Annotated in this window: 22 protein-coding genes and 1 pseudogene; 13 read left to right on the top strand and 10 right to left on the bottom strand. The window is 64.7% G+C overall.

Going from position 1 to position 22,147, the window contains the following annotated elements; translation table 11 throughout:
* Positions 1-99: 99 nt before the first annotated feature.
* Positions 100-1,089, bottom strand: a complete 990-nt coding sequence (gene acuI / locus AC5P7X_RS06670) for an acrylyl-CoA reductase (NADPH) (RefSeq protein WP_171957348.1) — start codon at positions 1,087-1,089, stop codon at positions 100-102.
* A gap of 101 nt (positions 1,090-1,190) precedes the next feature.
* Here acuI and AC5P7X_RS06665 point away from each other — a divergent pair, with 101 nt between their 5' ends.
* The 4 genes from AC5P7X_RS06665 (at position 1,191) to AC5P7X_RS06650 (ending at position 4,728) form a co-directional block, all read left to right on the top strand.
* On the top strand, positions 1,191-1,538 hold the full coding sequence (locus AC5P7X_RS06665) for a winged helix-turn-helix transcriptional regulator (protein WP_014037677.1): 348 nt from the start codon (positions 1,191-1,193) through the stop codon (positions 1,536-1,538).
* 488 nt (positions 1,539-2,026) lie between these two features.
* The gene (locus AC5P7X_RS06660) at positions 2,027-2,434 is read left to right on the top strand and encodes a hypothetical protein (protein WP_053497258.1); all 408 of its coding nucleotides are present in this window, start codon (positions 2,027-2,029) and stop codon (positions 2,432-2,434) included.
* Between the two features lie 76 nt (positions 2,435-2,510).
* Entirely contained in the window at positions 2,511-3,374 is an 864-nt protein-coding gene (locus AC5P7X_RS06655) for a Smlt3025 familytype IV secretion system inhibitor (protein ID WP_206620422.1), read from the top strand.
* Positions 3,375-3,405: 31 nt separating this feature from the next.
* A complete protein-coding gene (locus tag AC5P7X_RS06650; RefSeq protein ID WP_329842471.1) occupies positions 3,406-4,728 on the top strand; it encodes a Smlt3024 family type IV secretion system effector in 1,323 nt (440 codons plus the stop codon).
* 49 nt (positions 4,729-4,777) lie between these two features.
* Here AC5P7X_RS06650 and AC5P7X_RS06645 read toward each other — a convergent pair whose 3' ends face one another.
* Positions 4,778-6,919, bottom strand: a complete 2,142-nt coding sequence (locus tag AC5P7X_RS06645; protein WP_329842472.1) for a TonB-dependent siderophore receptor — start codon at positions 6,917-6,919, stop codon at positions 4,778-4,780.
* Between the two features lie 72 nt (positions 6,920-6,991).
* The gene (locus tag AC5P7X_RS06640) at positions 6,992-7,636 is read right to left on the bottom strand and encodes a TetR/AcrR family transcriptional regulator (protein WP_206620419.1); all 645 of its coding nucleotides are present in this window, start codon (positions 7,634-7,636) and stop codon (positions 6,992-6,994) included.
* Positions 7,637-7,717: 81 nt separating this feature from the next.
* Between AC5P7X_RS06640 and AC5P7X_RS06635 the strand changes: the two genes are divergently transcribed.
* Positions 7,718-9,241, top strand: coding sequence for an FAD-dependent monooxygenase (locus AC5P7X_RS06635; RefSeq protein WP_329842473.1), 1,524 nt, complete (start codon positions 7,718-7,720; stop codon positions 9,239-9,241).
* Between the two features lie 8 nt (positions 9,242-9,249).
* On the opposite strand, the gene AC5P7X_RS06630 is transcribed toward AC5P7X_RS06635, so the two are convergent.
* The 7 genes from AC5P7X_RS06630 to AC5P7X_RS06600 form a co-directional block, all read right to left on the bottom strand.
* Complete coding sequence (locus AC5P7X_RS06630; protein WP_188218750.1) at positions 9,250-10,953, bottom strand: ATP-binding protein; 1,704 nt, start codon at positions 10,951-10,953, stop codon at positions 9,250-9,252.
* A gap of 185 nt (positions 10,954-11,138) precedes the next feature.
* On the bottom strand, positions 11,139-11,321 hold the full coding sequence (locus tag AC5P7X_RS06625) for a hypothetical protein (RefSeq protein WP_346607449.1): 183 nt from the start codon (positions 11,319-11,321) through the stop codon (positions 11,139-11,141).
* Between the two features lie 10 nt (positions 11,322-11,331).
* Positions 11,332-11,580 (bottom strand): hypothetical protein, encoded by a 249-nt coding sequence (locus AC5P7X_RS06620; protein ID WP_346607441.1) that lies wholly within the window; start codon positions 11,578-11,580, stop codon positions 11,332-11,334.
* Between the two features lie 113 nt (positions 11,581-11,693).
* Positions 11,694-11,939: a hypothetical protein gene (locus AC5P7X_RS06615; RefSeq protein WP_053500195.1), complete on the bottom strand. Its 246-nt coding sequence runs from the start codon at positions 11,937-11,939 to the stop codon at positions 11,694-11,696.
* Positions 11,940-12,063: 124 nt separating this feature from the next.
* Complete coding sequence (locus tag AC5P7X_RS06610) at positions 12,064-12,333, bottom strand: hypothetical protein (RefSeq protein ID WP_005417254.1); 270 nt, start codon at positions 12,331-12,333, stop codon at positions 12,064-12,066.
* A gap of 150 nt (positions 12,334-12,483) precedes the next feature.
* A complete protein-coding gene (locus AC5P7X_RS06605) occupies positions 12,484-13,695 on the bottom strand; it encodes an MFS transporter (protein WP_346607442.1) in 1,212 nt (403 codons plus the stop codon).
* 127 nt (positions 13,696-13,822) lie between these two features.
* Positions 13,823-14,242: an HD domain-containing protein gene (locus AC5P7X_RS06600; RefSeq protein WP_049415052.1), complete on the bottom strand. Its 420-nt coding sequence runs from the start codon at positions 14,240-14,242 to the stop codon at positions 13,823-13,825.
* Between the two features lie 130 nt (positions 14,243-14,372).
* Here AC5P7X_RS06600 and AC5P7X_RS06595 point away from each other — a divergent pair, with 130 nt between their 5' ends.
* From AC5P7X_RS06595 to AC5P7X_RS06560, 8 genes and pseudogenes are all read left to right on the top strand, one after another.
* Positions 14,373-14,630, top strand: coding sequence for a hypothetical protein (locus AC5P7X_RS06595; RefSeq protein WP_005417248.1), 258 nt, complete (start codon positions 14,373-14,375; stop codon positions 14,628-14,630).
* Positions 14,631-14,665: 35 nt separating this feature from the next.
* A complete protein-coding gene (locus AC5P7X_RS06590) occupies positions 14,666-16,345 on the top strand; it encodes a type IV secretory system conjugative DNA transfer family protein (RefSeq protein ID WP_061480696.1) in 1,680 nt (559 codons plus the stop codon).
* Positions 16,346-16,769: 424 nt separating this feature from the next.
* Positions 16,770-17,216 (top strand): hypothetical protein, encoded by a 447-nt coding sequence (locus tag AC5P7X_RS06585; protein WP_032954281.1) that lies wholly within the window; start codon positions 16,770-16,772, stop codon positions 17,214-17,216.
* 89 nt (positions 17,217-17,305) lie between these two features.
* Positions 17,306-18,361 carry a VirB8 family type IV secretion system protein gene (locus tag AC5P7X_RS06580; protein ID WP_019660295.1) on the top strand — a complete coding sequence of 352 codons (1,056 nt, stop codon included), beginning with the start codon at positions 17,306-17,308 and terminating at the stop codon, positions 18,359-18,361.
* Positions 18,358-19,137 (top strand): TrbG/VirB9 family P-type conjugative transfer protein, encoded by a 780-nt coding sequence (locus tag AC5P7X_RS06575; RefSeq protein ID WP_014037652.1) that lies wholly within the window; start codon positions 18,358-18,360, stop codon positions 19,135-19,137. The genes AC5P7X_RS06580 and AC5P7X_RS06575 overlap by 4 nt, the downstream gene beginning before the upstream one ends.
* Positions 19,134-20,405 (top strand): TrbI/VirB10 family protein, encoded by a 1,272-nt coding sequence (locus tag AC5P7X_RS06570; protein ID WP_070488988.1) that lies wholly within the window; start codon positions 19,134-19,136, stop codon positions 20,403-20,405. The genes AC5P7X_RS06575 and AC5P7X_RS06570 overlap by 4 nt, the downstream gene beginning before the upstream one ends.
* 14 nt (positions 20,406-20,419) lie before the next feature.
* Entirely contained in the window at positions 20,420-21,463 is a 1,044-nt protein-coding gene (gene virB11, locus AC5P7X_RS06565) for a P-type DNA transfer ATPase VirB11 (protein ID WP_329842475.1), read from the top strand.
* 3 nt (positions 21,464-21,466) lie between these two features.
* A pseudogene (locus AC5P7X_RS06560) lies at positions 21,467-21,943 on the top strand (lytic transglycosylase domain-containing protein); the annotation flags it as partial.
* Positions 21,944-22,147 lie beyond the last annotated feature (204 nt).

Below are 22,147 nucleotides of genomic sequence, written 5' to 3'. Positions count from 1 at the left end.
GCCCCATGATAAGGCGGCTTGGCGTGGCACGCTGCGTTTTCCGGTCAGTCGCGCGCGTGAGCCAGCGATGGCATTGCACCCTCGCCAGCGCGACAGGCGTCAGGCGTTCACATCCACGACGATGCGGCCGCGCACCTTGCCGGGGATGATCTGCTCATAGACATCCAGCACCTCGGCGAGGCCGATCTGCTGCACGGTGCTTTCCAGCTTTTGCGGGTCCAGGTCGGTCGCAAGCCGATCCCAGGCGCGCTGGCGAACCTCTTGTGGAGCATTCACCGAATCCACGCCGGCCAGGGTCACGTTGCGCAGGATGAAGGGCAATACCGAGCCGTGCAGAGCGTCGCTCTGCGCCAGGCCGCACGCGGCCACGGCACCGCGATACTTCGTCTCGGCGATGGCGTTGACCAGGGTAGGGCCGCCGGCCACATCCACCACACCGGCCCAGCGTTCGGCGCTCACGGGCCGGTTGCGCGGTTCCGAAAGCTGCGCGCGGTCGATGATTTCGCTCGCCCCCAGGTTGTGCAGATACTCAGCATGCTCCGGGCGCCCGGTAGCGGCCACCACGCGGTAACCCAGCTTCGAGAGGATTGCCACCGCGATCGAGCCGACGCCACCGTTGGCGCCGGTGACCAGCACATCGCCCTGTGCAGGCGTCACCCCTGCATGTTCCAGGGCCAGCACGCACAGCATCGCGGTGTAGCCAGCCGTGCCGATGGCCATTGCATCGCGGGTGCTCAGGTTGTCGGGAATCCGGTTGAGCCATTCGCCCCGCACCCGGGCGCGCTGGGCCAGGCCGCCGTGGTGGCCCATGCTCAGGTCCCAGCCATTGAGCACGACGCGGTCGCCTGGCTTGAAGTCGGTCCTGCTGGATTCCAGTACCACGCCTGCCAGATCGATGCCGGGAATGAGCGGGAACGTCCGGATGATCGGACTCTTGCCGGTGAGCGCAAGCGCATCCTTGTAGTTGAGCGTGGAGTACTCGACCTGCACCAGGACGTCGCCGTCCATCAGGTCGGCCTCGTCGAAATCGACCAGCTCGGTCGAGAGCTGGTTGTTCGTCTTGCGGGTCAGCAGTGCTTTGAACGTCATGGATGGCCTCACATTCATGGGATGGGGCCATGCTAGGCTCGCGCCTCTATCGCAACAAGAACGACGATTTTCCGTAGGTACTATGGTTTTCCGGAGTATGCATGCGTAGCAAACGGTGGGACGGCAAGAGCGGTTGCGCGGTGGAAGTGACGCTGTCCGTGATCGGCGGCGTGTGGAAGCCGATCATTCTTTTTCACCTGATGACCGGCAAGCGACGTTTCATGGAACTGACCCGGCGAGTGCCCAATGCCACCCAGTCCATGCTGACCAGCCAGTTGCGTGAACTGGAAGCCGATGGCGTGGTGATCCGCCACGTGTATCCGGAAGTGCCGCCGAAAGTGGAATACGAGCTGTCCGAGTTCGGCCGCACGCTGGTGCCGGTGCTGCTTGCCATGCGCGAGTGGGGTGAAACCTATCGTGGCTATCAGAGCACCCAAGGCGATAGCTGAAAGCTGAGCGGCGTTGCGCTTGCCGCATGTGGGTTTCGCGAATGCCTACAGCCATCGGCGGGTCTTTGGCACCGCGAGCGCGCATGTCGTATACGGCTGGCCAGGGCGTCCGGAAAGTACGCGTCGATGGTAGTCGCCTGCTGGCGAAGAACGCCAGTCAATGGACAACTCGACATCCACTGACGCAACCAACGTAGCGACGTGATCGATCAGGATTTCCCTGCTTTCCACCGCCGGTTCAGGGCGGTAACCATGGCCGCGCCAGGGCATTCGCCGTGGCCGGGATTGGCGTCCCGAACGTACATGATGCGCGGCGTCACGGTTGCAGCCAGAGTTGCCACCGTGACAATGCATCGCCTGCCAGTTCATGGCGGACGGTGCGTGGGGATCTCTCGATCCGCCGGCTTCTTGCATCATGTATCCGGCACGCCAACCCGCACCGTCCGCCACCTTGCATCTGCAGGTGGCCACATCGTGAGGTTGCCGTCATGCCCGAACGTCTTCCCGATCATCCCCGCCTGCATGCGCTGCTGGGAGCCGCTGTACTTGATCTTCCCGCTGCCTTGGCCGATACGCTGGAGAACGCGCTCCGCGAATCCTCCGATCTCGTCACGCCATCGGCATTCTTTGCACACCTGAAAGGCTACGGCAGGAACCTGCGCGCCGATGGCGAGGTCTGGAGTGAAATGCGCCTGAGCCCCGGCCGCGCCTTCGACATGGCCCTGGCGACCCGCAGCGCGTCGGGCATCACGGCGTTGACCGCGGTGCTGCACGCCGCGCATGTGGCACGGGAGAGCGACGATCCCGCCTGCTATCCGTCCGCGGCGCTGGTCGAGGGCCTGTTCAACGCCTGCCAGGTGCTGTCGCTGCAGGTGGAGCGCTGTCTGGTTCCATGAAGGGCTACGATGCGGTTCCTGTTCCGTTGACGCCCGGTTCCCTATAGTGGCGCCGGAGCCCTGCAATGGAATGCCCATGCACGTGATGTCCCCCGGCCGTTGCCTGACGCTTGCACTTTCCGTCGCGGTGAGTGCCGGCGCGTGTGCGCGGCCGCCGTCCACCGAACACGAAAGGAATCCCGCCATGTCCGGCGCAACGCAGACCGGCCGCACGATCAACGGTCACACCTATACCGATGCCCCCGTGGACGTGAAGCTAGGGCCGAACACCTTCCGCATCCCGGCCAACTACCTGGACAGCCAGATCGCACCGTGGCCCGGCGAGGGCGTGACGCTGGTCATCGAATGGCCGGACATGACACCGACGGCGCCGGGTGCCCGGGCGAGTCCGCGTACGAATGATTTCCGGAAGGAGATTCCAATCCGGATCAACTATGTTGATCGCGTTCCCGTTGAAACACTGCTTTCAAGGCTGTCGTCAAATGAAGCCATCACGGAGGAGGGCTCTGTGGAAAGGGAGGATCCCAGGGACCGTCTCGATCAACGCGTTGCACAGCCGGAGACCTTGGGCCTGACGCCCTATGCAATCGATGAAGCGAAGATGGTGGTGTACGCGAAGAAGTATGAGGCGCGGTACGGAAAGCCGCCTGTGCGCAATCCCGCCTACGAAAGAGACTGGTACATCGCACGTCAGGGCGACGGCCGGATCAGCTCATTCATCAAATGCGACGGCGAGGAATTCCGACGCGACGGCGTGCGGCTGGAGGGGCGCGAGGTGATCAGTGAGCCAGGGGAAGTGGCCGCGGGCTGCGTTCATTACTTCGTGGACGTCGACAACAAGCTGTCCGTCAGCCTGGACTACAAGAGAGCGTTTCTGAAAGACTGGAAGCGCATGGAAGAGGCCGTCAGGGACGTCATCGCGCGTACCCGGTCCAAGTGATCGGTGATTCAAGGAAGAGAAGGGGCAGGGTATGAGTGGATTGACCGAACGCGATCTGAGCGTCCTTGGCAGCTATGCCAGAGACGGCAACCGCGAGCTTTACTGGAACTACCTGTCGCAACTGCCGGGAGCCGATGGATACGGGACACTGGCACTGGGTGTTGTACGCAATGACAGCCTGCCGGGACGCGTCGCGAACGCGTATGCACAAAGCTACGCAAAGACCCAGCAGGACGAGGGATCCCGATTTTCAAATGCACAGTTGACCGAGCGGCAATGGGAGTCCTTTGGGCAGACCCTGCTCGAAAGAGATCTTGAGTTGCGGCAGCAGTGGATGAACGAGCGCCGTCCAGACCTGGCACTGAATCTCCCCGGCAAGGATGTAATGCTGGCTCACGACCGCGCATTTGAACGGCATGAACTCGATCCCAACTGCTGGACGCCGCGCGTGTTGCTGCAGGCGGCCGAGCAGAAGAGCGGCCCCGAGAAGCTGGAACAGATCTGGACCAACATGCTCAACAACGACTATGCCGGAGGCCCGCGCGTAGGCAACACCAGCGTCGATGCCATCAGCCAGATGGGATGGGCGAAGGGTGGGCAGTACCTCACCCGGTTGAGCGTGCTGGAAGCCACCCAGGCACTGGAAGGGCGCTCAGCAGTCGATCCGAACGTCATCGGTGGCAACAGCTACTACGCGATGTATTTCGCAGCGGACAGGAAGTGGGCCAGTGTCACCGCGGGTGGTGGCCACATTTCGATGCGTGAGATCACCGATCCGGCCCGCATCGCCGAGCTCAACGACGCGCGCGAGGTTCGTCTGGAGCGCCAGGAAAAACGCACCCAGTTCCACCCGGACGACCCGTACCGGACCATCACCCGCAGCCCGCTGACCGCCGCCGTGGACGACGTGCCGGATCCCTCGCAGGCACCGACCCGCCTGGCCGACATTGGTCCGGGCCACCGCGACTACGCACTGATGCAACAGGTGCGCGAAGGCGTGGCCGCGATCGACGCCCGCGCCGGGCGTACCCACGACGAGAACAGCGAGCGCCTTGTGGCGAGCGTGATGGCATTGGCCCGTCGCAACCAGCTTGAACGGGCCGACCATGTGCTGCTGAGCACGCAGACCGCCGAACATCCGGCCGGCCGCAACGTGTTCGTGGTGCAGGGCGAGATGAGCGATCCCGCGCATCTGCGTGCCGTCATGCCTACGGACACGGCAGTGCAGACGCCGGTCGAACACTCGCTGCGGCAGATCGAGGCCGCCAGCCTGGAGCGACAGCAGGCGACCATGCAGCGCCAGCAGGACAACGACGTCCACGCGCGTGACAACCCTGCGATGCGGATGGGCTGAGGTTACGCAGCAGAGCCGCGCGGGCGCCCGGCTCTGCTGGAAGGCCTTCTCAGAAGCGGTAGGCCGCCTGCACATACACCCGCCGTGGCTCGCCCGGGAAATGCCCGTTGCGTTCGATGAAGCCACTGGCTGCGTACACCTTGTCGAACAGGTTCTTGACGTTGGCCTGGAACTGCCACTGCTTCCACGTGGTCTTCCAGCTCATGTCGAATACCGTGTAAGCCTTGACCGTCTGCCCATCCAGGCTGACACGCTCGCCCACATGGTCGGCGCCGAAGCCGATGGCCGAGTTGATCGACGGCAGGTCGTAGCGTGTCCACAGGCCGAGCTTGTTGCGTGGCGCATTCGCGAAGCGGTCGCCGGAGGCATTGGTGATGCCATTCGGTCCGGCGTCCTTCACCCGTGCGTCGTTGTAGGCGTAGGTCAGATTCACCACCCAGCGCTCGGTCACATCGGCCAGCAGGTCCAGTTCCATGCCTGTGCTGCGTACCAGGCCCAGCGCGGCCAGCTGGTTCACGCCGTCTCTCACTTCGCCGGTGGCCTGCACGATGTTGCTGCGGTCGATGCGGTAGGCCGCCATGTTCAGGGTCACACGGTCGGCCAGCAGGGATTTCAGGCCGATTTCCCATTGCCTGCTGCGCTCAGCGTCGAAGGGCCCACCGGCCGCCGGATTCTGGTTGGCGGCACTCTGCGGCACGAAGCCACTGGCGACGTTGGCGTACAGGTTCACGCCGTCCCGGGCGGCAAAGGTGCTGCCCAGACGCCAGCTGAGCGCATTGCCATCCACGCTGCTGCCACCCATGCGGTCCTCATCCTTGAAGCCATCCCAGCGCAGTCCGGCCAGCACATGCCAGCGCGTGCCCAGTGCCAGCTCATCCTGCAGATAGCCGCCGTAGCGCTTGCTGCGGGTGGCGGTGCTGCGCCAGGGCAGGGCGGCCAGGTTGTAGTCGTGCCAGGTGCTCGCGCCATAGACCGGGTTGAACAGGTCGATGCCGCGCACAGGGCCGGCGCCGCGTGCCAGGTCGGCACTGTTGGCGGTCTGCGCGGTGAAGTCGGCGTCGAGTTGATACACGTCGGCACCGAACAGCACCTTGTGTTCGATACGGCCGGTGTTGATCCGCCAGACGGCATTGCCGCTGGCGGTGAAGGCCTCGTTGTCGCGGATCTGGTTGCGCAGCTGGCGCGTCATCCACTCGGCCACGCCGTCGCGATCACGATCAATCAGCCCCATCGGCTCGTGGTACATCTGGTGCTCGTTGTTGCTGAACCAGCGCGCGGCAATGTCCACGTCCAGGTTGTCGCGCGGTGCGAAACGATACTGCGCCAGGGCGACCTTGGCGCGCATGTCGAGGAAGTCACTGGCCTCGTTGTGGTTCCATCGCCGGTCGGTCAGGAAGCTGCCGGCATCGTTCACCGGCACGCCGCGCAGGCGGTTGCCGCCCAGGTTCTGGGTGATGTCGGTGAACTGCAGCACCAGTTCGCCGGTCTGGCCGACATCGAAGGCCAGCGAGGCATCGCCGATCACGCTTTCGCTGTCGGCATTCCAGCGCACGCCCTGCTCGCTGTCGGCATACAGGCCGGCGCGATAGCGAATGCTGCCGCTGGCATTCAAGGGGCCGGTGCCTTCGATCGATCCAGCGCGGAAGTCCCTGTCGCCTGCCTGCAGCTCGATGCGGCGTTCGGCGCGCGCCTTGGGCTTGCGCGTCACATAGTTGATGACACCGCCCGCATCACCACCGCCGTACAGCGCACCGGCCGGACCTTTCAGCACTTCCACGCGTTCGATATTGAACAGTTGCGGCACCGAGAAGCCTGCATAGGGATCACCGCGAAGGCCGTCGTAGAGCACGTTCTCCTGGCGGAACCCGCGCAGGGTGACGCCGGCATAGCTGAAGAAGCTGATGCCGCTGATGCTGCGGTACAGATCGGTGACCTGGCGCGCCGCCTGGTCGTCGATCAGATCGCGCGGCACGACCTGGATCGACTGCGGTACCAGTTCCAGCGGGGTATCGGTGCGGGTGCCGACGGCCGCATCGTTGGTGCGATACAGGGTCTGCGCGCGGCCGCGGACTTCCACTTTGTCCAGGTCCTTCGGGGTGTCAGCGGAGGCCTCGGAAGCCAGTGCAGGTGTAGCCAGGAAAAGGGGCAGCGCCAGGCAGAGGGCGTGCTTGAGCGGGGTTGGAAAGGGCATGAGGGGCGAGGCTGGGCTGCAAATGAGAAAGATTAGCATTTGCAGTGCTTCGGGACCTATCCCCCGGATGCACTATGGACGCGGGCCCGGGTCGGTATACGGGGTGCCGGCCAGGGCCACCAGCACGCCGGTCCCGCCGCGCACGATCAGCTGCAGCATCGCCTGGCGCGGATCCTCACCCTCCTGCTGGCTGGCCAGGCCTCCCTGATAGGCCGCCACCATCGACGCCAGCAGCATCGCCGCACCCAGGCGTGCCTCGGCATCATCCGCTGGCCGCCCGACCGCGCTTGCCATCAACAGCGTGAGGTCGTCGGCCAGCAGTGCCTGCAGCCGTCGCGCGTGCGCCACCAGCACCGGACTGTCGGCCACGGTGGCCCAGAAGGCCGCTGCACCGGAGTTGATCCGCAACAGGGGATGGCCGCTGTCGAGCAGCTCCCTCACCAGCGACTGGAAAGCGGCCAGCGGCGTCATGCCGCGGCGCGCCGCCATGCCCTCGCGCAGCAACACCCGCGCCTCCTCGTCGCGGTCGAATACCAGGTCCTCCTTGCTGGCGAAATAGTTGAAGACTGTCTTGCGCGAGACCCCGGCGGCCTCGGCGATCTCGGACATCGACACCGCCTCGAAGCCACGCCGGATGATCAGCGCGGTGGCGACATCGGAAATTGCCTGTCGGGTCTGTGCCTTGCGTTGCTCGCGACGGCCTTGGGGCGGGGTCATGGCGGTTGGCTTGTGTAAACGTACACCCAGTGTAACATTGTGCGCACCAGAGCGCCGGGCCGGCGCAGGCCGGGGAACCTGATGCTGTACGACGTTGTCATTGCCGGGGCCGGCCCGGTCGGCTTGTTCCTGTCCTGCGAGCTGGCCCAGGCCGGCTGTTCGGTCCTGCTGCTGGAGCAGGCTGAGTCGCCCGATTCAGCCCTGAAGCGCCTGCCATTTGGCCTGCGCGGCTTGAACGCGCCCACGTTGGAAGCGCTGGATCGGCGCGGCCTGCTGGACGCGGTCGCAGCCCGCCAGGTGCTGAAGCCGGACAAGGGCGCACCGCCGCCCGGCACCGCCCATTGGCTGGCACAACCGCGGCCGTTGGGAGGCCACTTCGCCGGCATTCCGTTCGCGCTGGATGACGTGGACAGCGGGCGCTGGCGTGATCGCCTGCCGACCCCGGTACCCACCCAGATGGCGGTGGAGCTGCAGTCGCTGGAGACGGTGCTGGCCGAGCGCGCAGTGTCGCTGGGTGTGCAGATCGAGCGTGGCTGTTCGGTGCAGGCAGTGCAGGCACACGACGCACAGATGCAGGTGCAGACCGGTCGCGGGCTGATGCGGGGCCGATGGCTGGTCGGTTGCGATGGCGCCCGCAGCACGGTACGCAAGCACTCCGGCTTCGAGTTCGCAGGGACGGCGCCCGAGTTCACCGGGTACACGCTGCAGGTTGAACTGGCCGATCCGTCGGTGCTCACCCCGGGGCGTCAGTTCACCGAATACGGCATGTGCAATTTCAACCCGCCGGGCGTGCTGGCGCTGGCCGATTTCGACGGTGGCGCAGGCCACCGCGGGCCACTGGACCTGCACGCCGCCCAGGCGTTGCTGCGGCGGGTGTCCGGGCGCCAGGCAACGATCACCGCGTTGCATCTGGCCACCACATGGACCGATGCCGCGCGCCAGGCCACGGCCTATCGCAGCGGCCGCGTGCTGTTGGCTGGTGATGCGGCGCACATGCATTCGCCGCTGGGAGGCCAGGGCCTGAATCTCGGCATCGGCGATGCGATGAACCTGGGGTGGAAGCTGGCCGCCGTGGCGCGAGGCGACGCCGCCGAGACGCTGCTGGACAGCTATCAGGCGGAGCGCCATCCGATCGGCGCGCGGGTACTCGACTGGTCGCGTGCGCAGGTGGCGCTGATGCGACCAGGCCCAGGGCAGCGCGCGCTGGCGGCGGTCTTCGCCGACCTGGCCGCGACCCGCGACGGCGCCACCTATCTCGCTGAGCGTTTGTGGGGCGTGGCACAACCACCGGTGTTCAACGGCGAGCATCCGTGGGTTGGCCAAAGCGTGCCTGACGTCCAGCTGGCCAATGGCGATCGCATGGGGGAGCTGCTGCGCGCAGGGAAGGGCGTGCTGCTGGGGCTCGATACCGGCGTTTCACTCGGCCCGATCTTTGCGCGCTGGCAACGCTCGGTTCCCTGCGTGATATCCACGGCGCGCGATGCGATGGGACTGGGTGCGTTGCTGGTCCGCCCTGACGGTATTGTGGCCTGGGCCTGCGATGCTGGCGGCGACACCTCGGGGCTGGAGCCTTCGCTGGAACGCTGGTTCGGTTTGCCGTGGTGAACGGCGCGCTAGGGGGATGCCACCATGGCCTGGGCGCGGTGCCCGGTCTCGGTCATCACCGAGGCCAGCTGCTTCAATGAGTACGGCTTGCGCAGCAGGGTGAAGCCATGGCCAGGATCCCGCGCCAGCAATTCGCTGTAGCCGCTGGTGAGGATCACCGGAAGCTCCGGGAAGCGGGCGCGGATGGCACGGGCCAGATCCAGGCCGTTCATGCCCGGCATCACGACGTCGCTGAACACCACATGGAAGCGCGCGGCATCCCGTTCCAGCTCGGCCAGGGCCTCGTCCGCATTGCGTGCAAGGACCACGCTGTAGTCGAGTTCGCGCAGGGCGCCCACCGCAAATTCGGCCACGTCGACGTTGTCTTCCACCACCAGCACGCAGACGCCATGACCATGCTGCAGCCCCGATTGCGCCGCCGGCCGTTCCGCCGTTTCTCCTGCCTGCGCCAGTGGCAGATACAGCGTAAAGCGGGTACCGGCGCCGGCCTGGCTCTGCACGTCCACCTCGCCTTCTGACTGCTTGACGAAGCCGAATACCTGGCTGAGACCGAGCCCGGTCCCAGCGCCCACGCTCTTGGTGGTGAAGAAGGGCTCGAAAATGCGGTCAACCACCGCAGGGTCGATGCCCGCTCCGGTGTCGGTCACACTGATCGCGGCAAAGTCGCCCTTCATCGGCGCGGCGAAGCGCACCGAAGGCACGGCGGTTACCCGTTCCACTTCGATGGTCACCCGGCCGTGTCCCTCGATCGCGTCGCGGGCATTGACCGCGATGTTGATCAATGCGGTGTCCAGCTGGGTCCGGTCCAGCAGTACCGGCATCGGTGTATCGGGCAATGTCAACGACACCTGGATGCGCGCGCCAAGTACCGTGGTGATGATATCCGAGAGCGCGTGCACGCTTTCGCAGAGGTCGAAGACCTCCGGCGACAGGCTCTGGCGACGCGAGAATGCAAGCAGTTGCGCGGTCAGCTTGGTGGCGCGGTCCGACGCTGTTGCAATGGCCTGGATGTAGCGGCGCCGGGTGTCGTCTGCCGGCCACGTGTGCAGGAGCATGTCTACCGAACCGGTGATGACCTGCAGCAGGTTGTTGAAGTCGTGGGCCACCCCGCCGGTGAGCTGGCCGATCGCCTCCAGCTTCTGCGACTGGCGTAGCTGCTCGCGGGCGCGCACCAGTTCCAGATGGGCCTCCCGCGCCTGCTCGGTGATCGCCGCGACCTGGCGGCTGTGCAGGTCGCGCTCGATCACCCGTTCGGTCTGTTCGCTGACCACGCACAGGATGCCGGCCACACTGCCGCAGCCGACGCGCAGCGGCGAATAGGAGAACGTCCAGAATGTTTCACGCAGCGTGCCGTCGCGATCCATCATCAGTGGGAGGTTCTTGAAACTGCGGCTGGTGCCGGCGAAGGCATCGTTGACGGCCTGCACCACGTTCGGCCATACGTCCGCCCAGACATCCTCCAGGCGATTGCCCATCGCGCCGTGCAGTTTTTCCCCCAGCATGGGCAGGTACGCATCATTGAAGAAGAACGCCTTGTCTTCCTTGCCCCAGGCAAGCCACAGGGGTTCTGGCGAATCCAGGATCATCGCCAGCAACGTGCGAAGTTCGGCGGGTGCGCTTGCGGCAGTGGCCGAGCGGGCCCAGTCACTGTCCTGCAGCAGTCGGTAAGCGAGCTGATCAGGTGCAGAGACTGGCAGGGGAAAAGGATGCATGGCCGCCATTGGCGCAGGAAGGTGGCGCAGCATAGCCGAGCGCATGTCATGACGCTCTGCACACCGCCGACATGAAAGGCCTCGCCACTTCGCCATCGACGTGGCAGGGATGCACCCTTTGTTCCGCAGGTTGCCGCTATCGCGGCGCAGCGCGAAGGGAGGCGAAGCTGGCCTGAGCGGCGGGTCTAGCCCTCACGACCTGCCTGCGCGGTGAGCGCATCCCGGCCAGCCTCGGTGAGATCGATATCCCCGTCCTCTGCCTGTACCGCCCATCCGGCGGTCACCGCCCACGTTGCGGCATCACCGCGCACCGGTTCTGCAGCGGCGATGGCCTGGAGTATTTTCCGCTGTTCCACAGTCATTATCACGTCGCGGTCCTCAGATACCCAGCAACGACGCCGGTTGCCAGTCCGACAGACGGGCATGGCTGACCGGTTGATGGCAGCCGCACCCGTCGCAGCGGAACAATGCTCCACCTGGCAAGTGCACCAGATTGTCCTCACTGGCCGAACTGGTCGATGCGCAATGCCGGCAGGTGACCGTGAGCGCGGTGATGCGCTGCACGCCCCCTGACAGATCGAACACGGCCTCGAACGCGCGAATGACAGGGTGGGCAGTGTCCGGCATCTGAATCTCGACAGGGTGGGGAGACCTCATCGTCGCGCGCCGGTTGTGATGGGCCAGTCAGCCAGGTGCATGGACATGATCAAGACAGCCGCGGCAACCGGCAGCGCTCCATTTCAGAGATCCTTTTTCTTTCCGCTCAGGTCCAGCGGCTTGTCACTGCCGCCGCGCTCGCTCGACCACACTTCCACACCCTTGTTGCAACGGCTCTCGCGGGCAGCGACCTCGCGTGGCAGATCCTTCAGATGGGGTGACTCCTGGCAGGCCGGATGCATGGCGCTGTCGTCGTAGGTGGCGCAGGCGCTGAGCGACGCCAGAGCGATGACAGTGAGGGTGGCGCGGAATGAAGGCTGCAGGTTCATGGGATGGCCTCGGGTCATGCCAGGATGGCCATGGAATTCAAATCCGTGACGCCGGGCATGCACAATCGGACCCATTGCACTTGTTATTCTGTAACAAATGCGCGATAGTCCGGCCCCTGCTGGGTCAGGCGATGCAGATCATCAGCACCATGCACAGCGCCACCATCAGCACGAACACACGACGGCTCAGCGCCAGGCAGGCCAGATAGGCTGCGAGCGCCCAGGCAGCCAGCAGCGCGCAGGCCACCACCCACAGCCCGATCCCCATCATCGAATCGGCTGCCAACGCGGACAAGGCGATGGCCTTGGACAACGCCACCCCCAGCACGCTGCCCAGCATGCCGGCCTGCAAGGCGATGGCATCGTGGCGGGCAGGGGCGCGAGGGTGGTGCATTGCGGGTCCGGTGCAGGCCGAGAAAACGGCGTCGGCTGCACTGTGCCCAAATGCACATCCACGAAATGTGTTCATCGCGCGTCAGGAGCGCGACGAAGCCGGCTCAGTCGAACGGTTGACCTGTGGATGCGGTGGTTGGACGCCCGTTCTTCAGTGGGTGACGGCGACGGGCGGGTTGCGCTTCTTGTCCAGCATCACCGCCACGCACCACAGCAGCAGGCCGCCGATCGCGGTGGCTGCGCCGACATAGCCGGTACTGGCCGGGCTGAAGCCGGCGCTGATCGCCATGCCGCCCAGCCACGGGCCGAGTGCGTTGGCGGTATTGAAGGCGGCGTGATTGGAGGCCGCCGCCAGCGTCTGCGCTTCGCCGGCCACGTCCATCAGGCGCGTCTGCAGCACCGCCGCCAGCGCACCCATGGTGCCGACCGTGATGATCATCGGGCCGATGGTCCACACCGACTGTGCGGCCAGCGGATACAGCAGCAGCATCACGATCGACCACAGCAGCACCACGGCGGCGGCCTTGAAATGGAACTTGTCCACCAGCCAGCCACCGGCGATGTTGCCGATGATCGCGCCGATGCCGAACACGCCTACTGCCAGCGGCATCCACGATTCGGCCACGCCGGTGACCTGCACGAGGGTGGGTGCGAGGTAGGTGAACACGCAGAACATGCCGGCGAAGCCGACCGCACCGATCGCCAGCGCCAGCCACACCTGGGGAGTGTTGAAGGCGCGCAGTTCGCGCATCGGCGAGGTACGCACTTCGTCCGGGTCCGGCAGCAGGAAGCGCGCGATCATCGCCACCGTGGCAATGGCCAGCACGCTGACCAGGGCAAAGGCGGTGCGCCAGCTCAACTGCTGGCCCAGCCAGGTGGTCAACGGATTGCCGACCAGGATCGCGATCGACAGGCCCAGCAGCACCCGCGACATCGCCTGGCCGCGCTGGCCGGCAGGGCTGATCGCAGCGGCCACCAGCATCGCAACGCCGAAGTAGGCGCCATGCGGCAGACCGGCGACGAAGCGTGCCACCAGCATCGTGCCGTAATTCGGTGCCAGCGAGCTGGCCAGGTTGCCGATCGCGTAGAAGCCCATCAGCGCCAACAGCAGCTTGCGGCGCGGGAAGCTGGCACCCACGAAGGCGAGGATCGGGGCACCGACCACCACGCCGATGGCGTAGGCGCTGATCAGGTGCCCGACCTGGGTTTCGGAAATCGACAGGCCGCGGCTGATCTCCAGCATCAGCCCCATGCTGGCGAATTCGCTGGTGCCGATGGCAAATCCACCCAGCGACAGGGCGAGGATGATCAGGGTGCGCTGGCGGGGCGTCAGCCGCGCAGCCAGGGAAGAGTTGGGGCTCATGCGGGGGCGCGATGGGGCGGGGGAGCCGTCCATTGTACTGCTGCACTGCAACAGGAGCAGCAGCACTCAGGGTAAATCAGCGTTTGATCGGTGACACGCCGGCCCTCCGCGCCGCCTCGCGGCCGGCTCAGATGCCCAGCGCCGCCCGGGCATGAGCGTATTTGTCGCGAAGGCGCCCTGCCGTGGTCCCGTCCAGCATCGCCAGCCGCTGTGGATCGGCGTTGTCATCCAGATCGGCGCGCTTCACTTTCAATGCAAGCGGGTGGGCGGCAATGCGCGCGTAGTAGCTGTCCGCGTCAGGAGCTGCATCGCGGTTGAGCAGTTGCACCGCCTCGCGCAGCGGCGCCGGAAATACCTCGATCCGCGCGGCAAACGCCGGGCAGTCCTCGGCCACGTCATGCAGCCAGGCCACCACTTCGGCGTCATCGTCGCCGCGCACGGCGGCCGCCACCCGCGCCACATGGCCGATATAAGGCTGGCCGGCCTTGTCGATCTGCCCCGCGTGGGCCTCGGTGGCCAGCGTACGGGCAAGTGCTACCCAGTCCATTGCAGTCTCCTTGGATATCCGCGCACAGTTTCGCGCAAAAGCCGCAGCGGTTGTGGATGCGCCCATGACGCTGCCACGGGCATGATGGCGAGGCAGGGGACGCAGTGTTGCCCCGACAAGGAGGAGTGAGATGCAGGAATTCAGGCATGTGCTGGAAACCCGTGGCCGCTATCAGCTGGTAGCGGTGTCCTACGAGCCGGTGTACGCTCCCGGCGATGTGGTCGGCCATGCGGTCGTCGCCGACGATGGGGATCGTCTGACCGACCTGATATCACTGGCCGAAGCGCGCCAACGCTTGCTGCAACTGGTGCGTGAAGAGGGCGAGGAGCCCGGGCTGGAAAACGAGAACCACCTGCGGAAGAAGGCGTCGCGCTGGCGCCACCGCTAGGCCGTCGCGCCGCGTGCGCATCATGGAGGATTCGGGTGTTGCCCAGTAAGAAGTATCTGCTCATCGCCATCATCACGCTGGCGACCCTGCTGCTCGGTTTCGTGTTTTCCGGCTATCTGACCCTGCTGTTCCTCGGGCTGGACACCCAGCTGTTCACCTGGAACACCTACTACCAGTACGTCCACGCCATCGGCCAACCGCAGGTCGCGCCCTTCGTGGGCAAGATCAAATGGGCTGGCTACGTGGGCTTCGGCCTGCCCCTGCTGGTGCTGCTGGTGGCCGGCCTGGTGCTGCTGCTGAAGAAGGACAAGCGCTCGCTGCACGGCGACGCGCGCTTCGCCACCGGCGCCGACCTGGCCAAGCACGGCATGTTCAAGAAGACCGGCCAGAGCATCGTGGTCGGCAGCCATGGCGGCAAGCTGGTGCGCCTGGATGGCCAGCAGTTCGTGATCCTGGCCGCGCCGACCCGCTCGGGCAAGGGCGTGGGCGTGGTCATCCCGAACCTGCTGGAGTACGGCGAATCGCTGGTGGTGCTGGACATCAAGCAGGAGAACTTCGACCTGACCAGTGGCTGGCGCGCCAGCCAGGGCCAGGAAATCTACCTGTTCAATCCCTTCGCCGAGGACCGGCGCACGCACCGCTGGAACCCGCTCAGCTACGTCTCCGATGATCCGGCCTTCCGCGTGTCGGACCTGATGAGCATCGCCGCGATGCTGTATCCGGACGGGGCCGAGGACCAGAAATTTTGGGTCAGCCAGGCGCGCAACGCGTTCATGGCCTTCACCCTGTACCTGTTCGAGAACTGGGACGACGAGCGCAGCAGCGGTTTCCCGGGCGGCGCCGGCACCCCCACGCTCGGTGCGGTGTACCGTCTGTCCTCCGGCGACGGCACCGACCTGAAGAAGTACCTCAAGACCCTGTCGGAGCGGCCGTTCCTCAGCGCCAACGCCCGTTCGGCGTTCGCCAACATGCTGTCGCAGGCCGATGAGACCTTCGCCTCGATCCTGGGCACCTTCAAGGAACCGCTCAATCCCTGGATCAATCCGGTGCTGGACAAGGCCACCAGCTGCAACGACTTCCTGCTGACCGATGTCCGCAAGAAGAAGATGACCATCTATATCGGCATCCAGCCGAACAAGCTGGCCGAGAGCCGGCTGATCATCAACCTGTTCTTCAGCCAGCTGATCAACCTCAACACCAAGGAACTGCCCAAGTCCAACCCGGACCTGAAGTACCAGTGCCTGCTGCTGATGGACGAATTCACCTCGATCGGCAAAGTGGAGATCATCGCCTCGGCGGTGTCGTACATGGCTGGCTACAACATCCGCCTGCTGCCGATCATCCAGAGCATGTCCCAGCTCGACGCCACCTACGGCCGGGAAGTGTCACGCACCATCATCACCAACCATGCCCTGCAGATCCTGTACGCGCCGCGTGAGCAACAGGATGCCAATGACTATTCGGACATGCTGGGCTACACCACGGTGCGCAAGAAGAACGTCACCCATGCCCGCGAGAAGACCCACAACTTCACCGAGGAACGGCGCGCGCTGATGCTGCCGCAGGAGCTGAAGGCAATGGGGCCGGACATGGAGGTGTTCCTGTATGAGGGCATACCGCATCCGGTGAAGTGCGACAAGATCCGCTACTACAAGGACCGCTACTTCACTTCGAGGCTGCTGCCGAAGGTGGACGTTCCGATGCTGAACGTCTAATTCACGACGCTTAATTTGTGAATTTGATTCGAAGTTAAGAATGTGAATTCGTGATTTCGGTCAAGAATTTGGCATTTGTTCATGGATTTTCAGACTTGTCTGACATGGAATTGACGCGTGGTTGTGCGACCCTGTGCATGTCGTCCAGAAGTGTGTGCTGGATGTCGAAGATGTAGCAGCAGGGTGGCCAGGAGTTTGTGCCATGGAAACAAGGATGGTTTCGACGTTGGTGAGGTATGCGGATGTGTTGTCGGCTGCGCCGATGGCCCCGCGACCTGGTTGGCAGCCTTTGGGCTGCAGGGGAGCCGGAGTGGGTGCGCTGCACACAGCGTGTCGCTCCGATTCCGGCGTGCGCGATGCAGCGCCGGACGACCAGGGGACCAATGCTCGGGACTGCTTTTTCGTACGTCAAAGTGAAGCCCGTATGAATCAGGCGTTTATCGCGAAAATGTCCATCGCCGCAGTGGCGGCGCTGATGGTGGCCGGTTGCGCCACCAAGTCCGCTCCGGATTTCGGAGGCCGCTGGAAGCCGGTCAACCGCTTTGCTGCGACGACGACCGAAATTCCGCTGTACTCCAGCTACGTCTACCAGGCCTCGCCGATGGATGGCACGCTCAAAGCCATGCTCGAGCGTTGGGCCAAGGATTCCGGGCGCACGCTGGACTACCGCCTCAGCTCGGATTTCACTCTGTATGGCGCGGTCTCGAACATCGACACCACCAACGCACAGCAGGCCGTGATCGATCTGACCGCAGCCTATGCGGCGCAGGGCATCTCCGTCTCCATCGTTGGCAACCAGATCGTTGTGCAGAGCGCTGGCTCGACGCCGACCGCGTCGGCGCAGGGCGCTGATTCCAACAGCGGCACCTGAATCCACCTCGAAATCATCGAACGTGCCGCTCCCCGCGCCTGTCGCAGGGGCGCCACGCCCATTGATGTTTCAGCAGTACGGAAGAATCCATGTTCCGCAAGAAGGATCCCGGCAATAGTCCCAAGGTCGAGCAGTCGGTCGCCAAGGCGGTCAGCTACGAGATCACCGTGGCCGACATGGCGCGCCGCAGCGAGCGGCGCGCGTGGTGGGTCGCCACGGGCTCGTTGTTGATGTCGCTCGCCCTGGCGGGCGGCTACTACTACATGCTGCCGCTGAAGGAGAAGGTGCCGTTCCTGGTGATGGCCGATGCCTACACGGGTACCGCGACCGTCGCGCGCCTGAGTGGCACCTTCCAGGGCGAGACGATCACCACCAACGAAGCGATCAATCGCAGCAACGTCGCCCAGTACGTGCTCGCGCGCGAATCGTACGACTCGGCGGTGATGGGGCTGCGTGACTGGGAACTGGTGTTCGTGATGTCTACCGATCCGGTGGCGCAGTCCATGCGTGTCCGGTATGCCGGCAACAATCCGCAGAACCCGTTCGTGATGTATGGCCGCGAACGCGCGATCCGGGTCAAGATCCTCAGCATCACGCCGCTGGGCGCAGAACCGAACGGCAGCTTCCGCGGCGCTTCGGTGCGCATCCAGCGCAGCCTGCTGGACAAGCGCACCGGCGTCTCTACCTACCTGGACAACCAGCTGGTGACGATGCGCTTCGAGTACAACCAGAACCTGGCGTTGTCCGAGCAGGATCGCATCCTCAATCCGCTGGCGTTCCAGGTCACCGAGTACCGCGTCGACAACGACTACTCGCGTGGCGTGCCGGTGCCGGATGACGGCGCCATGCAGGCACAGGCGCAGCAGGCCGCGCAGGCCGCGCAGCAGGCGCAGGGTGTCTACGATCCCAACAATCCGGCCGCGGCCACCATGATCGACCCGGCCACCGGCCAGCCGGTCGCGGTGCCAGCCAACGGCCAGGTACCGGGTCAGGCAATGCCGGGACAGCCTGTACAGGGCCAACCGATGCCGGGTCAGCCGGTGCAGGGGCAAGCAATGCCGGGGCAGGCCATGCCCGGACAGCCGGCCATGAGGCCGGCGCAGAACAATTCCACCGGAACTGCTGATGGAGCAAGCAACCGATGAGTAGTCGAAATATCAGGGGAAGCGCGCTGGCGCTGCTGTCGATGTTGTCGTTGCTGTTCTCAGCAGCGGCGATGGCGCAGGCGGTTGACCACTACGAGTACGAGAAGGACCGCATCTATCCGGTTCGCACTGGCCTGGGGCTCACCACCCAGATCGAGTTGAGCCCGAACGAGAAGATCCTCGACTACAGCACCGGCTTCAGCAGCGGCTGGGAACTGACCCGCCGCGAGAACGTGTTCTACCTCAAGCCGAAGAACGTCGACGTCGACACCAACATGATGGTGCGCACCGAGACCCATTCCTACATCTTCGAACTGAAGGTGGTGGCCACCGACTGGCGCCAGCTGGAGCAGGCCCGCCGCGCGGGCGTGCAGTACAAGATCGCCTTCGTCTATCCCAATGACACGGTGTTCGGCGTCGCCCAGGAAGCGGTCGAGGAAGAGGCCAAGCCGTTGTTGAGCTCGGAGCTGGCCAAGGACCGGCAGTACAACTTCAACTACTCATATTCGACCAGCAAGGCGAAGAAGATGGGGTGGCTGATCCCGGTCAACGCCTATGACGATGGCCGTTTCACCTACCTGAAACTGCCGAACTCGCCGGAATACAAGACCGGCATCTTCCCGGCCGTGTTTGGTCGTGAAACGGAATACGGTGAAGACTTTGTGGTCAACACCACGGTTGAAGGCAATACGCTGATCGTGCACGGGACGCACCCGTACCTGGTCATCCGCCACGGCGACTTCGTCGTCGGCCTGCGAAGGAACGTGAAGAAATGAGCCAGCAGAACACTCCCGGAAACGACCCGAACAACGGACGCGACGAGAGCCAGAGCCCGTACGGCGCACAGGGTGCCGCGGACGCGCCGTCGAATCCCTATTTCGGCACGGCCCAGGCCGAGCCGGCGCCGGATCTGGACGCGGCCGCGCCGCAGCTGCGCTCGGCCGAAGAGCAGCGGCTGAACCGAAAGGCGCTGCTGTTCCTGGGCGGCATCGTGCTGCTGCTGGTGGCCATGGGCTTCCTGCTGTTCCGCAAGGGCCAGGATGACAAGGACGCTGTGCAGAAGGTGCCGGACGTTGCGCGCGTGTCTACGCCGACGCTGCCGGACGCCGTGCAGACGAGTCCGGTGCCCTCCCAGGCCATGCAACCGGTTGATCCGATTCCGATGTTGCCGCCGCCGCCGCCACAGGAGAGCAACGCTATTTCGCCAGCGATGATGGGCGCGCGTCAGGAGCGCGAGATCGAGCGTGGCCCCTCGCTGCTTGATCGCCGCATTGCCGGGTCTGGCAGCGGCGTGGGTGGCATGGGTGAAGGGCAGGGTCAGGCTGGGGGTGCTCCTTCATCCTACGAACAGGCCATGCTCGCCACGCTGCAGGCGCAGAACGGCAACACCGCCCCCGCAAAGGTTCGCCGCGGCCCGGACGTCGAGGATGTCTCCAGCGCCACCTACATCCAGAGCCCCGACGCGCTGCTGGTGCGTGGCACCTACCTGCGTTGCGTGCTGGAAACCCGCATCATCACCGACCTCGCCGGCTATACCTCGTGCCTGCTGACCGAGCCGGTGTACTCGATCAACGGTCGCAACCTGCTTCTGCCGAAGGGCTCCAAGATCTATGGCGCCTATGGCGGCGGTCCGATGGGCAAGCGCGTGGAAGTGATCTGGGATCGCATCACCACCCCCAATGGCATCGACGTTGCGATGTCCAGCCCGGGCGTGGATCAGCTGGGCGGCGCCGGTCATCCGGGCCAGTACAGCGCGCACTGGGGTAGCCGTATCGCTTCGGCGCTGATGATCAGCCTGATTTCCGATGCCTTCAAGTATGCGGCCGCCGAGCACGGTCCGGAGACCACGACCATCGCCAACAATGGCATGACGGTGCAGTCGCCCTATGAGAGTGCTACCGCACGCACGATGGAGCGCCTGGCCAATGAGGCTCTCAGCAGCAACCGTCGTCCGCCGACCGTCACCATCAACCAGGGCACAATCGTGAACGTCTACGTTGCAAAGGACGTCGACTTCACCAACGTGCTGCACCCCCGCCGGTAACCCAACGAACGATCATGGACGCCGAAGTGTCACCCCTCGCCCTCGTCTCCAGCGATTTCCTGCGCTATCAGTACGAAGTGCTGGGCATCGCCGAGTACATGACCTCTCCGGAAGTGACGGAAATCTGCATCAACCGTCCCGGCGAGCTGTACCTGGAAACCCGGGCGGGGTGGCAGCGGGTGGACGTGCCGAGCCTGACGTTCGAGCGGGCCCGGCAGTTCTGCACGGCAGTGGTGAACGAGAGCAACACCGGCCAGCGCATCACCGATGCCGATCCGGTGGTGTCGCTCACGTTCCCCACCGGCCAGCGTGCGCAGTTTGTGATTCCGCCGGCCTGTGACGCGGGGAAGGTGTCGATCACCATCCGTCTGCCGTCCAAGCACACCAAGTCGCTCAGTCAGTATCACGAAGACGGCTTCTTCAATCAGATCCTGGAAAGCGATGGCAGCATCAGTGAGCAGGATCGCGAGCTGCTGGAGCTGCGTCATTCGCGTGAATACGCCGAATTCTTCCGGCGTGCGGTGATGTACCGCAAGAACATCGTGGTATCCGGCGCGACCGGCAGCGGCAAGACCACCTTCATGAAGGCGCTGGTCAACCATATCCCGGACAACGAGCGCCTGGTCACGATCGAGGACGCACGTGAGCTGTTCCTGACCCAGCCCAACGTGGTGCACCTGTTGTATTCCAAGGGCGGACAGAGCACCAGCAATGTGACAGCCAAGAGCTGCATGGAAGCCTGCCTGCGCATGAAGCCCGAGCGCATCATCCTGGCCGAGCTGCGCGGTGACGAAGCGTTCTACTTCATCCGCAACTGCGCGTCCGGCCACCCGGGATCGATCACCAGCTGCCATGCCGGCAGCCCGGAGCAGACATGGGACCAGCTGGCGCTGATGGTTAAGGCTTCAGTCGAAGGTTCGGGCCTGGAGTTCAACGTGATCAAGCGGCTGTTGATGATGACCATCGACATCGTTGTGCATATCAAGGCGCATGCCGGTTCGCGCTACATCACCGGCATCGACTTTAATCCTGGGCGTGCCCAGGGGCAGGAGGGCTGAGGGATGCTGCCAGGACTGGAAATGATGGCGTGCCCGGAGATGGCCGTATCGATGGATGTGATGCAGCACGTCATCAATGTCGAATCGTCGCGCAATCCCTACGCCATCGGCGTGGTCGGCGGTGCACTGGTGCGCCAGCCCAAGGCGTTGGATGAAGCGCTGGCGACGGTGCGAATGCTGGAAGAGAAGGGCTACAACTTCTCGATCGGGCTGGCCCAGGTCAATCGCTACAACCTGGGCAAATACGGGCTGGATTCCTACGAGAAGGCCTTCCAGCAGTGCCCGAACCTGCAGGCCGGTTCGCGCATTCTCGCCGAGTGCTACAAGCGCTCCGGTGGTGACTGGGGCAAGTCGTTCAGCTGTTACTACTCGGGCAACTTCGAGACCGGCTTCCGTCACGGCTACGTGCAGAAGATCTACGACTCGATCCGCCGCGGCCAGCAGGTTGCCAGCAATGGCGTCGCACCGATCGACGTGGTCAGTCGAGGTGAGCGCCGCGCGGTGAAGGTCGAGCATCACCCGCAGCTCGCTTCGCCGGCGCAGGCGCGCATCGTTGCTCAATCCAATGGCCCGGTGTACGTGCCGTCCGAAGATCCCGCACGCGCCTATGTCGTGTACCCGTCCACCGGGGCGATGGCGCGGGGTAGTTTGCTGAATCTCGCCGACCAGGCGCTGTCCAAGGTG

This window comes from Stenotrophomonas sp. YJH_SMC_53 (genome assembly GCF_059369995.1).
The sequence above is the reverse complement of the archived record's forward strand: the minus strand, read 5'-3'. Positions and strand labels throughout refer to the sequence as shown.

What these genes read in the sequence shown, in the direction of transcription:
- AC5P7X_RS06605 (WP_346607442.1), bottom strand. Translation starts at nt 13,695, where the DNA reads ATGAGCCCCAACTCTTCCCTGGCTGCGCGGCTGACGCCCCGCCAGCGC.
- acuI (WP_171957348.1), bottom strand. Translation starts at nt 1,089, where the DNA reads ATGACGTTCAAAGCACTGCTGACCCGCAAGACGAACAACCAGCTCTCG.
- AC5P7X_RS06610 (WP_005417254.1), bottom strand. Translation starts at nt 12,333, where the DNA reads ATGCACCACCCTCGCGCCCCTGCCCGCCACGATGCCATCGCCTTGCAG.
- AC5P7X_RS06580 (WP_019660295.1), top strand. Translation starts at nt 17,306, where the DNA reads ATGTTCCGCAAGAAGGATCCCGGCAATAGTCCCAAGGTCGAGCAGTCG.
- AC5P7X_RS06575 (WP_014037652.1), top strand. Translation starts at nt 18,358, where the DNA reads ATGAGTAGTCGAAATATCAGGGGAAGCGCGCTGGCGCTGCTGTCGATG.
- AC5P7X_RS06640 (WP_206620419.1), bottom strand. Translation starts at nt 7,636, where the DNA reads ATGACCCCGCCCCAAGGCCGTCGCGAGCAACGCAAGGCACAGACCCGA.
- AC5P7X_RS06655 (WP_206620422.1), top strand. Translation starts at nt 2,511, where the DNA reads ATGCACGTGATGTCCCCCGGCCGTTGCCTGACGCTTGCACTTTCCGTC.
- AC5P7X_RS06630 (WP_188218750.1), bottom strand. Translation starts at nt 10,953, where the DNA reads ATGCATCCTTTTCCCCTGCCAGTCTCTGCACCTGATCAGCTCGCTTAC.
- AC5P7X_RS06645 (WP_329842472.1), bottom strand. Translation starts at nt 6,919, where the DNA reads ATGCCCTTTCCAACCCCGCTCAAGCACGCCCTCTGCCTGGCGCTGCCC.
- AC5P7X_RS06620 (WP_346607441.1), bottom strand. Translation starts at nt 11,580, where the DNA reads ATGCCGGACACTGCCCACCCTGTCATTCGCGCGTTCGAGGCCGTGTTC.
- AC5P7X_RS06665 (WP_014037677.1), top strand. Translation starts at nt 1,191, where the DNA reads ATGCGTAGCAAACGGTGGGACGGCAAGAGCGGTTGCGCGGTGGAAGTG.
- AC5P7X_RS06600 (WP_049415052.1), bottom strand. Translation starts at nt 14,242, where the DNA reads ATGGACTGGGTAGCACTTGCCCGTACGCTGGCCACCGAGGCCCACGCG.
- AC5P7X_RS06585 (WP_032954281.1), top strand. Translation starts at nt 16,770, where the DNA reads ATGAATCAGGCGTTTATCGCGAAAATGTCCATCGCCGCAGTGGCGGCG.
- AC5P7X_RS06595 (WP_005417248.1), top strand. Translation starts at nt 14,373, where the DNA reads ATGCAGGAATTCAGGCATGTGCTGGAAACCCGTGGCCGCTATCAGCTG.
- AC5P7X_RS06570 (WP_070488988.1), top strand. Translation starts at nt 19,134, where the DNA reads ATGAGCCAGCAGAACACTCCCGGAAACGACCCGAACAACGGACGCGAC.
- AC5P7X_RS06635 (WP_329842473.1), top strand. Translation starts at nt 7,718, where the DNA reads ATGCTGTACGACGTTGTCATTGCCGGGGCCGGCCCGGTCGGCTTGTTC.
- AC5P7X_RS06660 (WP_053497258.1), top strand. Translation starts at nt 2,027, where the DNA reads ATGCCCGAACGTCTTCCCGATCATCCCCGCCTGCATGCGCTGCTGGGA.
- AC5P7X_RS06615 (WP_053500195.1), bottom strand. Translation starts at nt 11,939, where the DNA reads ATGAACCTGCAGCCTTCATTCCGCGCCACCCTCACTGTCATCGCTCTG.
- AC5P7X_RS06650 (WP_329842471.1), top strand. Translation starts at nt 3,406, where the DNA reads ATGAGTGGATTGACCGAACGCGATCTGAGCGTCCTTGGCAGCTATGCC.
- virB11 (WP_329842475.1), top strand. Translation starts at nt 20,420, where the DNA reads ATGGACGCCGAAGTGTCACCCCTCGCCCTCGTCTCCAGCGATTTCCTG.